General features: G+C 73.3%; 11 protein-coding genes. 8 read left to right on the forward strand and 3 right to left on the reverse strand.

Translation table 11 applies throughout. The features are described 5' to 3' along the window. Positions 1–195: 195 nt before the first annotated feature. On the reverse strand, positions 196–3,102 hold the full coding sequence (locus tag ACF09J_RS23030) for a tetratricopeptide repeat protein (RefSeq protein ID WP_392307309.1): 2,907 nt from the start codon (positions 3,100–3,102) through the stop codon (positions 196–198). Further along, positions 3,099–4,970, reverse strand: coding sequence for an HSP90 family protein (locus ACF09J_RS23035; RefSeq protein ID WP_392307310.1), 1,872 nt, complete (start codon positions 4,968–4,970; stop codon positions 3,099–3,101). Before ACF09J_RS23035 ends, ACF09J_RS23030 begins: the two co-directional genes overlap by 4 nt. 165 nt (positions 4,971–5,135) lie before the next feature. Between ACF09J_RS23035 and recG the strand changes: the two genes are divergently transcribed. The 8 genes from recG to mutM all read left to right on the forward strand — a co-directional run bounded on the left by recG (position 5,136) and on the right by mutM (position 12,758). Continuing rightward, on the forward strand, positions 5,136–7,370 hold the full coding sequence (recG, locus tag ACF09J_RS23040; RefSeq protein WP_392307311.1) for an ATP-dependent DNA helicase RecG: 2,235 nt from the start codon (positions 5,136–5,138) through the stop codon (positions 7,368–7,370). Between the two features lie 82 nt (positions 7,371–7,452). Continuing rightward, positions 7,453–8,040, forward strand: coding sequence for a 16S rRNA (guanine(966)-N(2))-methyltransferase RsmD (gene rsmD, locus ACF09J_RS23045; protein WP_392307312.1), 588 nt, complete (start codon positions 7,453–7,455; stop codon positions 8,038–8,040). Between the two features lie 26 nt (positions 8,041–8,066). Continuing rightward, positions 8,067–8,546, forward strand: a complete 480-nt coding sequence (gene coaD / locus ACF09J_RS23050) for a pantetheine-phosphate adenylyltransferase (RefSeq protein WP_392307313.1) — start codon at positions 8,067–8,069, stop codon at positions 8,544–8,546. A 116-nt stretch (positions 8,547–8,662) separates the two neighbouring features. Further along, complete coding sequence (locus ACF09J_RS23055; protein ID WP_392307314.1) at positions 8,663–9,787, forward strand: ATP synthase F0 subunit B; 1,125 nt, start codon at positions 8,663–8,665, stop codon at positions 9,785–9,787. A 269-nt stretch (positions 9,788–10,056) separates the two neighbouring features. Then, positions 10,057–10,710 (forward strand): YceD family protein, encoded by a 654-nt coding sequence (locus ACF09J_RS23060; protein WP_392307315.1) that lies wholly within the window; start codon positions 10,057–10,059, stop codon positions 10,708–10,710. Between the two features lie 2 nt (positions 10,711–10,712). After that, entirely contained in the window at positions 10,713–10,886 is a 174-nt protein-coding gene (gene rpmF, locus ACF09J_RS23065) for a 50S ribosomal protein L32 (protein WP_003951102.1), read from the forward strand. Between the two features lie 7 nt (positions 10,887–10,893). Beyond that, positions 10,894–11,727 (forward strand): ribonuclease III, encoded by an 834-nt coding sequence (rnc, locus tag ACF09J_RS23070; RefSeq protein WP_392307316.1) that lies wholly within the window; start codon positions 10,894–10,896, stop codon positions 11,725–11,727. A 146-nt stretch (positions 11,728–11,873) separates the two neighbouring features. Further along, complete coding sequence (gene mutM, locus ACF09J_RS23075) at positions 11,874–12,758, forward strand: bifunctional DNA-formamidopyrimidine glycosylase/DNA-(apurinic or apyrimidinic site) lyase (RefSeq protein WP_392307317.1); 885 nt, start codon at positions 11,874–11,876, stop codon at positions 12,756–12,758. Here mutM and ACF09J_RS23080 read toward each other — a convergent pair. Beyond that, a complete protein-coding gene (locus ACF09J_RS23080) occupies positions 12,731–13,120 on the reverse strand; it encodes a winged helix-turn-helix transcriptional regulator (protein WP_392307318.1) in 390 nt (129 codons plus the stop codon). The genes mutM and ACF09J_RS23080 overlap by 28 nt on opposite strands. Between the last annotated feature and the right edge of the window lie 84 nt (positions 13,121–13,204).

Below are 13,204 nucleotides of genomic sequence, written 5' to 3' on the forward strand. Positions count from 1 at the left end.
GTTCCGTTCCGGGGCCGCCGGGCAGTTGTCCGAGCCGGCCTTCAGGCCGTGCAGAGGCCTTTCGGCTTCCGGGCGGGCGGGATCTGGGCGGCGGTGGGTTCGTAGGCTGCCGTCACGGCACGCGTGTGTGCGTGGCGTTGCGGGGCGGCCCGGGGTGGGCGCCGGTGGTCCAGCGTTCCGCTCCTTGGCCGTCGGTCAGTCGTCCGAGCCTTTCTCAAGGGCTCGGAGGAGCCTTTCGGCTTCCGGGCGCCGGGGTGACATCTCGTCGTCCTCGTAGGCCGCCAGTACGGCACGTGCGTGAGCCGTGGCCTCCGCGGTGTGGCCCAGGTCGGCTGCCAGCCGGCCCGCGGCGAGTTCCGCTCCGGTGCGGTCGTGCAGGGCGGCCGGACCCAGCTCGGCGAAGGAGGCGATCGCCTGCTCCAGCCGGGACAGGGCCTCCTCGGCCGCCGCGCCGTCCGCGAGAAGGTCGCCGAACTGCCGGTGGGTCTGCCCGAGTTCGGCGACGAGCCGCTGCCGCGCCGCCGCGTCGTCGTCCACCGCGGCCAGCGCCGCCTCGCACTCGGTGACCGCGGCCCCCATCAGCTCCCGCGCCGCGTCCAGGCCGCCGGCCTCGGTGCCCGACGCCAGCCACGCGCGTGCGCGCAGGGCGCGGACCAGGCCGTGCACGTCGCCCAGGGAGCGCCACAGGTCGCCCGCGCGCGTGTACGCACGGTCCGCCTCCTCGTGCAGCCCGGCCCGGCTCAGCGACTCGGCGGCCAGATGGGCGAGGGTCGCGTGGTCCTGCTGCTCGGGCCAGTGCCGGGCGATCTCGGCGGCCTGGAGCCGGCGTTCGGCCGCCGCACGGTGCTCCCCGAGCTCGCTCAGACAGTCGCCGAGCCACCACTGCGTCTGCACGACGGCCCCGTCTCCGTGCGTGTCCGCGGACAGGTCCGGCAGCGCGGACTCCAGCACCTCGGCGGCCTCCGCCCACCGCCCCAGCCGCAGCAGCAGACCGCCGAGCTGCTGCCGGGCCCAGGCCCCGAGCGCCGGTCCCCCGCCCGCCTCGTCGGCCCAGTGCGCCGCCTCCAGAGCGTGCTCCGCCGCCTCCTCGGCCCGGTCGAGACCGCCGAGCACCTCCGCGAGCTGAAGGTGCAGCTGTGCCCGCCCCGGCGCCTCCAGATACGCCCCGCCGTGCTCCAGGGCCGCCCGCAGCGCCCGCTCGGCGCCCTCCGGGTCGCCCAGATGGTGCGCGAGCGCCGCCAGCCGGGCCTCGTACTCCACCGCGAACCACGGCACACCCGCCTCGGCGTACTCGGCCGCGGCCCGCTCGAACAGCTCCGCGGCGCCCCGCAGGTCCCCGGCGCGCGCGGCGACCTCGGCGAGCATCGCCCGCGCCTCGGCCGCCCGGGCCGCGAGCCGCACATCGTCCCCGGTGTGCCCCTCCACGAGGGCCAGGACCTCCCGCACGGCCTCCCCGGCGGCGGACAGCGCCCCCGGGTCCACGGGCCCCTCGGCCTCGTACACCGGCCGTATCAGGATCCGTGCCCGGCCCATCACCACGGACGCCGTCTGCCGTACTCCGGTGCGCTTCTCCGCGTACAGCGCGCGGACCCGCTGGTAGGGCTCGGCGACCGCGGCGAGCGCCCCCTCCACGTCCCCGGTCAGCGCCCTCGTGTACGCGGCACGCGAGCGTGCGGCCAGCGCCTCGCCCGGATCGCCCGCACGCGCGTACAACTCGGCGGCCCGCTCGAACAGGGCGGCACCCTCCGGGCCCCGGCCCATCGCCTCGTGGTCGGCGATCTCGGCCCGGTCCCGGGCCGCCAGCCCGACGCCCTCCGCGGCCCGCGCGACCGCCGCCCACGCCTCCACGGCGTACGGGCGCAGGGTGTCCGACAGCCGCCGCGCCTCGGCGATCAGCTCGGGCAGGGCGGCCCCCTCGGGCGCGACCGCGGCCGGCGTCTCGACGGGGACCCGTGCGGCGGGAGCCGCAGCGGCACCGGCGGTCCGCCGAGCCGTGCGCACGCCCAGCGGCAGCCGGTCCAGCAGCGGGCGCTGCGCCATGCGCGCGCGTGCCCGCTCGCCGACCCGGTCCGTGCCGTTGCGCTCGTCGAAGCGTGCCGCCAGGGCGGACGCGTCCGCGCGCGCGTGCTCGGCGAGTTCGCCGGCCGTCCACGCGCGCCCCGCGGGACCCGGCACCGTCTGCCCGTCCCGTCCCAGCTCGGCCAGCCGGTCCATGAGCAGGGCCGTCACCGCCAGGAAGTCCAGCCTGCTGAGCGGGTTCCCGTCGTCCGTGAAGTACGCCGGCCGCTCGGCCAGCAGCTCCAGGGCCCGCGCCTCGTTGCCGGTCAGCGCGCAGAACTCCACGTGGGCGGCGTAGGCGCTCCGCATGCTCTCCATCGGCCGCACCAGCCTCAGGCCCCGCAGATGGTGGGCGCGCGCCTCGTCGAGGCGGCCGAGCCGCAGCAGCGGCAGCAGCGAGGAGGCGAGGACGCCGTGCGGCTCGTGGGCGCAGGAGAACTCGCCGTCCAGCACCGGCCGCCACAGCTCGACCGCCTCCGCGTCCCGGCCGCACTCGGCCTGCCACCGGCCCTGGCCGTGCAGTTCGCAGGCGTGGCAGTCGGCCATGCGGTCCCGGTCGGCGGCCAGCCACGCCGCGTACGCGCGCTCCGCCCGAGGGAGGTCCCCGATGTGCCGGGCGACACTGAACTCGGCGCTGCGCACGGCCCGTTCGGAGTGGCCAGCGAGCCGGTAGCGGTGCTCCATCTCGCCGAGCCACTTCTCGATCGAGGCCAGCGGGATGTGCGGCTGGCCCAGCATGCCCGCCGACATCCACTTGAAGACCCAGTGCAGCGAGTGGGTCTCGTACTCGTCGAAGTCCTCGGGGCGTTCGTCCCACATGCGCAGCAGCCGCGCGAACGGGACGAACATCCTGTCCTTCTCGGAGCTGTAGTTGTAGACCTTGAGCTGGTGTCCGAGCGCCTCGATCACGGCGAGCGGGATGTTCAGCCGCTCGGCCTCGGCGAGCAGCAGCTCCGCGCGCGCGTTGCGGGCCGGGCCCTCCGGCCGCTCGCCGTTGGCCGCCAACTCCCGGCGCAGCGAGTCGAAGTCGCTGATCCCACTCATCGGTGGCCGTCCCCCGTCGTGCCGGTGCCGCTGTGCGTGGCCCACTCCAGCAGGCCGATGAACGCCCGGTTCAGCAGCGCCGAATCCGCCGGCCGCAGCGGGCGCCGCGCCATCAGCAGCGCCTGCCCGTACAGCGACTCGGTCGCGGTGCCGATCAGCTCCGGGTCGCCGAGCGAACCGATGCGGCGGATCAGCGGGTTGAGGTGGTTGAGCACCAGACGCGCGCGCGGGGCGCCGCCCCGCAGCGAGCCGAGGATGCCCGCCCACAGGTCGTCCGCCTGCTCCTCGGCCTCGGCGCGCGCCTGCTCGTGCCGGGCCGCCCGGTCGTCCAGGTGCAGCGCGGGCACGGACAGCGGGTGGAAGGCGCGCAGCACGACGTCGCAGCCCAGCGGGTCGAGCCGGTCCCGCGCGGCGGCCAGGAATCCCGACAGGGCCAGCTCCTCGGCCGGGTCGACGGAGTCCAGGTGCGCGGTCACGGTGTCCGCGTCCAGCTCGGCGACCACCGTCCCCGGGCGCACCGACGGCAGCGCCTCGACCAGCTCGCTGTCGTAGGTGTAGCCGCCGTTGACGACGCCGACGCCCTGCGCGGACGCGATCGGCGCGACCTGCCGGTACTCCTCGACCGTGCGGGTGAAGTGGACGACGGGGTGCCGCTGCGCGAACTCCTCCAGGGACAGCCGCCCGTCGGTCGTCTCGAAGGGCAGCCACGGCAGCATCGTGCGCAGCATCTCCGCGTCGTGCCGGGCCAGCGACTTCACGCCCAGGAAGTGCACCGACAGGAACGCCTCCAGGCGTTCCGGATCGCCGGCCGCGAGAGAGGTCAGCCAGGACCGTATCCGCTCCCCGAGCGCCTCACGCACGGCGGCCAGCGTCTCGTCCTCGTAGAGCGACTCCCGCGAGGCGGTGGGCCGCAGACTGTCCGTGTCGAGGACGCAGCGCACGAAGAACGCCCAGTCGGGCAGCAGCTGTTCGGCCCGCTCGGTCAGCAGCATGCCCTTCAGGTGCACGCGGTGACCCGCCCGCTGCGCCGGGCTGACCGCCGACGGCAGCACGTACGCCACCCCGCGGATCCCGGCCAGCGGCACGTCCAGCCCGATGGTGTCCAGGGGAGTGAACCCGAACGCCTCGTGGCAGTGCCGGGCCAGCGCGACCCGGCGGGCCGCGGGGGAGGGGTACGCCCGGTCCCAGGGTGCCGGCAGGTCGGTGACCGCCTCCTCGCCCACCCGGACGTCGTACGGCAGCAGCGACCCGAAGTCCCGTGCCAGCGCGAGGACTCGCCGCTCGGTGAGCCATTCGCCCGCCCCGGCGCGTGCCTGGAGGTGGACGGTCGTGCCGGGTTCGGGGCGGGCGGAGTCCGGCAGGGTCCGCACGGTGTACGAGCCGTCGTCGCGCGCCGTCCACTCCACGGGAGGCGCCTCGGGCGTCCGGGCGCTGCGGCTGACCACCCGGATCCGCTCGGCCACCACGAAGCAGGCCAGCAGGCCGATGCCGAACTGGCCGAGGAAGTCCGAGCGCGCCTCTCCCAGGCCCTCGGCCCGCTTGGAGCTGCGCCCGATGGTGGCCAGCAGTTCGTGCACGTCGGACTCGGTGAGGCCGACGCCGGTGTCCTCCATGCGGAGGGTGCCGCCGTCCGCGTACAGCCGTACGCGCGCCGGGGCGCCCGGCTCCTCCGCGCGCCGGGCGGTGATGGCGTCCACGGCGTTCTGGAGCAGTTCGCGCAGGTAGACCTTGGGGCTGGAGTACAGGTGATGGGAGAGCAGGTCCACCAGTCCCCGCAGATCGACCTGGAACATATGGGCCGGGCGGGGCTCTGGGGACGATTGTGCTGACTGGGATGCCTGTGCTGACTGTGAGGTCTGGAAGTCCATCGTCGCAGCGCCGGTGGGGGGACTTCGGGTCGGCGCGGGGTAGGGCGGCACCTGTGAGGCGGCTGCCGCGTGGATGGCCGGAGCGCGTCATCCTAGAGCCCGGACGGCCCGGCTGACCAGGGGTTTCGCGCCAGGTTTACGGCATTGTCGGTGCCGTGGTGTGCAATGGATCCCGTGCCCGCACTGCAAGAACCACTGAAACAGCCACTGAAGTCAGTGCTCGGCCCCGCCACCGCGAAGGTGATGGCCGAGCACCTCGGCCTGCACACGGTCGGCGACCTCCTGCACCACTACCCGCGCAGGTACGAGGAGCGCGGCCAGCTCACCCACCTCGCCGACCTGCCCATGGACGAGCACGTCACCGTGGTCGCCCAGGTCGCCGACGCCCGCCTGCACACCTTCGCCTCCGCCCGCGCGCCGCGCGGCAAGGGCCAGCGCCTGGAGGTGACGATCACGGACGGCAGCGGCCGGCTCCAACTGGTCTTCTTCGGCAACGGCGTGCACAAGCCCCACAAGGAACTCCTGCCGGGCACACGCGCGATGTTCGCGGGCAAGGTCTCGGTCTTCAACCGGCGGCTGCAACTGGCCCACCCGGCGTACGAGTTGCTGAAGGGCGAGGACGGAGAGGCGGTCGAGAGCTGGGCCGGCGCCCTCATCCCGCTGTACCCGGCCACCGCCAAGCTGGAGTCCTGGAAGATCGGCAAGGCCGTCCAGACCGTCCTGCCCAGCGCCCAGGAGGCGCTCGACCCGCTGCCCGAGTCGCTGCGCGCGGGCCGCGGGCTGGTCACCCTCCCCGAGGCCCTGCTCAAGGTCCACCGCCCGCACAGCAAGGCGGACATCGCCGACGCGCACGCCCGCCTGAAGTGGGACGAGGCCTTCGTCCTCCAGGTCGCCCTCGCCCGCCGCCGCCACGCGGACGGCCAACTTCCCGCCGTCGCCCGCGTGCCCGCCCCGGACGGACTCCTCGCGGCCTTCGACGACCGCCTCCCCTTCACCCTCACCGAGGGGCAGCGGAAGGTCTCCCGCGAGATCTTCGCCGACCTCGCCACCGAGCACCCGATGCACCGCCTGCTCCAGGGAGAGGTCGGCAGCGGCAAGACGCTCGTCGCCCTGCGCGCCATGCTCGCCGTCGTCGACGCCGGCGGGCAGGCCGCGATGCTCGCGCCCACCGAGGTGCTGGCCCAGCAGCACCACCGGTCGATCACCGAGATGATGGGGGAACTGGCGGAGGGAGGCATGCTGGGCGGCGCCGAGCAGGCCACCAAGGTGGTGCTGCTCACCGGCTCCATGGGCGCCGCGGCCCGCCGGCGGGCCCTGCTCGACCTGGCCACCGGCGAGGCGGGCATCGTCATCGGCACGCACGCGCTGATCGAGGACAAGGTCCGGTTCGACGACCTGGGGCTCGTCGTGGTGGACGAGCAGCACCGTTTCGGCGTCGAGCAGCGCGACGCCCTGCGCGGCAAGGGGCACTCCCAGGGGGAGAAGCGGACCCCGCACCTGCTGGTCATGACCGCCACGCCCATTCCGCGCACGGTCGCGATGACCGTCTTCGGCGATCTGGAGACCTCCGTCCTCGACCAGCTCCCCGCGGGCCGCTCGCCCATCGCCAGCCATGTCGTACCGGCCGCCGACAAACCGCACTTCCTGGCGAGGGCCTGGGAGCGGGTGCGCGAGGAGGTGGCGAAGGGCCACCAGGCGTACGTGGTCTGCCCGCGCATCGGGGACGAGGAGGAGGGTCCGCAGAAGGCCGCCGCGAAGAAGTCCGCCGAGGACGAGGCGGAGAAGCGCCCGCCGCTCGCCGTGCTGGACATCGCCGGCCGGCTCGCCGAGGGCCCGCTGCACGGCCTGCGGGTCGAGGTGCTGCACGGCCGTATGCAGCCCGACGACAAGGACGCGGTCATGCGCCGCTTCGCCGCCGGCGAGACCGACGTCCTGGTCGCCACCACGGTCATCGAGGTCGGTGTGAACGTGCCGAACGCCACGGCGATGGTGATCATGGACGCCGACCGCTTCGGCGTCTCCCAACTGCACCAGTTGCGCGGTCGCGTCGGCCGTGGCGCGGCGCCCGGCCTGTGCCTGCTGGTCACCGAGATGCCGGAGGCGAGCGCCGCCCGGCAGCGGCTGAACGCGGTGGCCTCCACCCTGGACGGCTTCGAGCTCTCCCGCATCGACCTCGAACAGCGCCGCGAGGGCGACGTCCTCGGCCAGGCCCAGTCCGGCGCCCGCTCCAGCCTGCGGGTGCTCGCCGTCATCGACGACGAGGAGATCATCGCCGAGGCCCGCGAGGAGGCCGCCGCGGTGGTGGCCGCCGATCCCGAGCTGGAGCGCCTGCCCGGGCTGCGCACGGCGCTGGACGCCTTGCTGGACGAGGAGCGGGAGCAGTACCTGGAGAAGGGCTGACAGACTGGGACCGGCCGCATCCGAGCCGCCACCGCCACGGCCGCCACCGACCAGGCCGTCACCGACAAGCAAGGACCCAGACATGACCCGCGTGATCGCCGGCCGGGCCGGCGGACGCCGTCTCGCCGTACCGCCGGGCAGCGGAACCCGCCCCACCTCGGACCGGGCGCGCGAAGGACTGTTCTCCACCTGGCAGTCGTTGCTCGGCGGCCCGCTGGACGGCGAGCGCGTCCTGGACCTGTACGCCGGCTCGGGCGCCGTCGGCCTGGAGGCGCTGTCCCGGGGCGCCGGGCACATCCTGCTCGTGGAGGCCGACCAGCGAGCGGTCCGCACCGTCCGGGAGAACGTGAAGGCGCTCGGCCTCCCCGGCGCCGAGGTACGGGCGGGCAAAGCGGAACAGATCGTCCACACCCCGCCCCCCGCGGAGCCCTACGACATCGTCTTCCTCGACCCGCCGTACGCGGTCTCCGACGACGATCTTCGCGAGATCCTGCTCACACTCCGCACCCAGGGCTGGCTCACGGCGGACGCCCTCGTCACCGTGGAGCGCAGCACCAGGGGCGGGGAATTCACGTGGCCGCGAGGGTTCGACGCGATCCGGGCCCGTCGCTACGGCGAGGGGACGTTTTGGTACGGTCGCGCCGCCTCTACGTGCGAAGACGCACGATGACCGGACCGGAGAGCGAGGGATCTCAAGTGCGCCGCGCCGTCTGCCCCGGGTCGTTCGACCCCATCACCAACGGACACCTGGACATTATCGCCCGCGCCTCCCGTCTCTACGACGAGGTCTACGTCGCGGTGATGATCAACCAGTCGAAGAAGGGCCTGTTCGAGATCGACGAGCGGATCGACCTCATCCGGCAGGTCACCGCCGAGTATGGCAACGTCCGCGTCGAGGCCTTCCACGGTCTCCTCGTCGACTTCTGCAAGCAGCGCGACATCCCGGCCATCGTCAAGGGCCTGCGCGCGGTCAGCGACTTCGACTACGAACTGCAGATGGCCCAGATGAACAACGGCCTCTCCGGGGTCGAGACGCTGTTCGTGCCGACCAACCCCACCTACAGCTTCCTGTCGTCCTCCCTGGTCAAGGAGGTCGCTGCCTGGGGCGGCGACGTCTCCCACCTGGTGCCGCCACAGGTCCTCGAAGCGCTCACCGGGCGGCTGAAGAAGGACTGAGGCGGCTGACGGTCCGTCACCCGGTGTCCGGCGATCACCTCATGGACGTACAGTCGTCCCGTCCGTCTCCGACACATCGGTAGTCCAACACACCTGTAGAGAGTGGCGAGCACACGGTGGACGTGCAGAAGAAGCTCGACGAGATCGTGTCCACGGTCTCCGGCGCCCGGTCCATGCCCATGTCGGCCTCGTGCGTGGTCAACCGCGCCGATCTGCTCGCAATGCTCGACGAGGTGCGCCAGGCCCTGCCCGGCTCCCTCGCGCAGGCCCAGGAGCTGATCGGCGACCGCGACCAGATGGTGCAGGAGGCGCGGCGCGAGGCCGACCGGATCATCGAGACGGCACACGCCGAGCGCGGCTCGCTGATCTCCGGCACCGAGGTCGCCCGCCGCTCCCAGGCCGAGGCGGACCGGATCCTCGGCGAGGCCCGGCAGGAGGCCGAGGAGGTCCGCGCCGAGGCCGACGAATACGTCGACTCCAAGCTCGCCAACTTCGAGGTCGTCCTCACCAAGACCCTCGGCTCGGTCGGCCGCGGCCGCGAGAAGCTGCTCGGCACCGGCCCCGGCCTCGACGAGGACGGCTACGAGGACGAGGACGCCCCCGAGCGCAGCCACGACCCGGAGACCCTGCGCCGCAACGCCGACGCGTACGTCGACGCCAAGCTCGGCGCCTTCGAGGCGGTCCTCGCCAAGACCCTGGAGGCCGTCGGCCGCGGCCGCCAGAAGCTGCACGGCCGCATCGCCACCGACGACCTCGGCGCCCTCGCCGACGACACCACCACCGTCCAGCACTCCAGCGACGCCGACTACCTCGCCGACCTCGCGGCCCTGGCCGACGCCCCGGCCGCCCCGCCGACCCCGGCGGCACGGGCGGCCCCGCCCGCCGAGCAGCCCGCCCCGCCGCAGTACGAGCCGCAGCCGGCCTACGGCTACCAGCAGCCCGGGCAGCCCGATCCGTACGGCGGCTACCAGCAGGGTTACGGCCGGCAGGACCAGTACGGCTACCAGCAGCCCGATCCGTACGCCGCCACCGGCTACGCCCCGGCGGAAGGCGCCGCCTTCCAGGCCTACGACGCCCAGCAGCCGGCCGGCTACGACCCGAACCAGGCCCAGCAGGGGCAGCAGGACCCCCACGGCTACGCACAGCCACAGGCCCACGCCCTCGACGAGACCAGCCTCTTCGACACCGGCATGATCAGCGCCGAGCAGCTGCGCGCCTACGAACAGGGCCGCGGACTCTAGTGCCGCGACAGGCAACGTTTGCCCCGTCGCGACGCCCGGCACGCTCCCCCAAGAGCAGGGGGGACCCCCAGAGCACGCACCGGACGCCGCTCCTTGACGGGCAAACGTCACCTGCCGCGGCACTAGTCGGCGGCCGGCCAGGCCGCCGATTGGGCCGAGAGCGAAAGGTCAAGTATCCTGGCCCTTCGGTCGCGCATACGTCCGCGATCCGCGCTGCCCGGAACACCACCGGGCCAGCGTCCCCCCGAGTTCGGAAACCGAAAGCAGGAATGGCTCAGAACGCCCGCCTCGACCACCGTGACCCTCTCGTGTTCGACACGCACGAACTGGGGCGGCGGCCCGGCGCGCTGCAGCGCCTGACCCGCACGGTCCCCGCCCCCAAGGACCTCGGTCTCCAGGGTGTCGTCGGAGTGCCGGAAGGCGCCCCGGTGGAGCTCGAACTCCGGCTCGAGTCGGTCATGGAAGGGGTGCTCGTCACAGGCACCGCCCGTGCACAGGCCGAGGGGGAGTGCGTAAGGTGTCTGGAGCCGCTCGAGCTCGATCTCGAAGCGGACTTCCAGGAGCTGTTCTCGTACCCTGACGCCGACGAGCGGGGCCGCGTGTCCGCGGAGCCCGACGCCGACGCCGAGGACGACGAGGACAGGCTCTTCCTCGAGGACGGACTCTTCGGCCTCGAACCTCTGCTGCGCGATGCGGTGGTGCTCGCACTGCCGATGCAGCCGGTGTGCCAGGAAGACTGTTCCGGGCTGTGCTCCGAGTGCGGTGCGCGGCTCCTGGACGACCCGGACCACCACCATGACGCCGTCGACATCCGTTGGGCGGCTTTGCAGGGACTCGCCGACACCATGAAGGACGGCGAGAAGGACGAGATGAGCGGCGGCGCGCCTCGATCGGCACGCCCCGACGAGAAGCAGGAGAAGTAGCCGTGGCTGTTCCGAAGCGGAAGATGTCGCGCAGCAACACGCGCCACCGCCGGTCGCAGTGGAAGGCTGCGGTCCCCACCCTGGTTGCGTGCGAGCGCTGCCACGAGCCCAAGCAGCAGCACATCGCGTGCCCGTCGTGCGGCACCTACAACAAGCGCCAGGTCCTCGAGGTCTGAGCGGCTGGTGAGAGGCACTGTGTCCACTGCCAAGAAGGCGGAAGGCGCCGAAGCGGGCAATCACCGCCGACGCGGAGCCGCTCCGTCGGACAACACGGCCTCGTCCCACACGCTTCTGGAAGGGCGGCTCGGCTACCAGCTCGAGTCCGCCCTTCTGGTGCGCGCGCTGACCCACCGTTCCTACGCGTACGAGAACGGCGGTCTGCCGACGAACGAGCGGCTGGAGTTCCTCGGTGACTCCGTCCTCGGCCTGGTCGTCACGGACACGCTGTACCGCACCCACCCCGACCTGCCCGAAGGCCAACTGGCCAAGCTGCGGGCCGCGGTGGTCAACTCGCGTGCGCTGGCGGAGGTCGGGCGCGGCCTCGACCTGGGCGCCTTCATCCGGCTCGGCCGCGGTGAAGAGGGCACGGGCGGCCGGGACAAGGCGTCCATCCTCGCCGACACCCTGGAAGCGGTGATCGGCGCGGTCTACCTCGACCAGGGCCTCGACGCGGCCTCCGAACTGGTGCACCGCCTGTTCGACCCGCTGATCGAGAAGTCCTCCAACCTCGGAGCCGGCCTGGACTGGAAGACCAGCCTCCAGGAGCTGACCGCGACCGAGGGGCTCGGCGTGCCCGAGTACCTGGTCACGGAGACCGGCCCCGACCATGAGAAGACCTTCACTGCTGCCGCCCGCGTCGGAGGCGTCTCGTACGGCACCGGCACCGGCCGCAGCAAGAAGGAGGCGGAGCAGCAGGCCGCGGAGTCCGCGTGGCGGGCCATCCGGGCCGCGGCGGACGAGCGCGCCAAGACGGTGGGGTCCACCGACGACGCCGGTGACGCGCCGGCCTCCGCCTGAGAACAGGGAAACCGAGCGCGGCCGCCCGGCGGTCCTCCGCCCACGGGCCGCGCCCAGCAGAACGCGACCGAGCGCCCGTCCCCGCCCCGGGGCGGGCGCTCGGCCCGTGACGGCCACAGCGGCCGCGACGTGTGAACGGGGGAGTCATGCCCGAGCTGCCCGAGGTCGAGGTCGTACGGCGCGGACTGGAACGCTGGGTGGCGCACCGCAGCGTCGCCGGCGTCGAGGTGCTGCACCCGCGTGCCGTACGCCGCCACCCGGCCGGCGCCGAGGACTTCGCGCACCGCGTCCAGGGCCACCGGCTCGGCCTCCCCGGCCGCCGGGGCAAGTACCTCTGGCTGCCCCTGGAGGACAGCGGTCAGGCGATCCTGGCCCACCTCGGCATGAGCGGCCAGCTCCTGGTCCAGCCGGTCGGCGCGCCCACCGAGAAGCACCTGCGCATCCGGGTCCGCTTCGCCGACGCGCCGGCATCGGGCGCCTCCGCGGCGGGGGCCACCGAACTCCGCTTCGTCGACCAGCGCACCTTCGGCGGTCTGTCACTGCACGACACCACCCCCGACGGGCTGCCCGACGTCATCGCGCACATCGCCCGCGACCCCCTCGACCCGCTGTTCGACGACGAGGCCTTCCACCAGGCCCTGCGCCGCAAGCGGACCACCATCAAACGGGCCCTGCTCGACCAGTCCCTGATCAGCGGCGTCGGCAACATCTACGCGGACGAGGCCCTGTGGCGCTCCCGCGTCCACTACGAACGCCCCACCGCGGCCTTCACCCGCCCCCGCACGGCCGAACTCCTCACCCACGTCCGGGAGGTGATGAACGAGGCCCTCGCCGTCGGCGGCACCAGCTTCGACAGCCTCTACGTCAACGTCAACGGGGAGTCCGGCTACTTCGACCGCTCCCTGGACGCCTACGGCCGCGAGGGCCTGCCCTGCCGCCGCTGCGCGACCCCGCTGCGCCGCCGCCCGTGGATGAACCGCTCCAGCTACTACTGCCCGACGTGTCAGCGGGCGCCGCGCACGGCGTCGTAGCGCTCGCGTGCCGCCAGGACCTCGTCCATGCGCCCCTCCACGCAGTGGATGAGGGCCAGCAGGCGTTCGGCGACCTCGCGGCCCAGCGCCGTGAGCTCGTAGTCCACCCGCGGCGGATTGGTCGGCTGGGCCTCGCGGTGCACCAGGCCGTCCCGCTCCAGCGCCTGGAGGGTCTGGGACAGCATCTTCTCGCTCACGCCGTCGACCCGGCGCCGCAGCTCGTTGAAACGGAGCGAACCCTCGTACAGGGCGCCCAGCGCCAGCCCGCCCCAGCGTCCCGTGACATGCTCCAGCGTGCCGCGCGAGGGACAGGCCCTGGCGAACACGCTGTACGGGAGGTCCTGGGCCGGCGGAGTGCTCATGCCGTTGAGCGTACTCGCGCACAGCGCTGACCATCAGGTGGCGCTAACCACAAGTCAGCGCCACCTGACGATCCGCCGGTCGGG

The organism is Streptomyces sp. NPDC014889 (assembly GCF_043081205.1).
Lineage (GTDB): Bacteria > Actinomycetota > Actinomycetes > Streptomycetales > Streptomycetaceae > Streptomyces.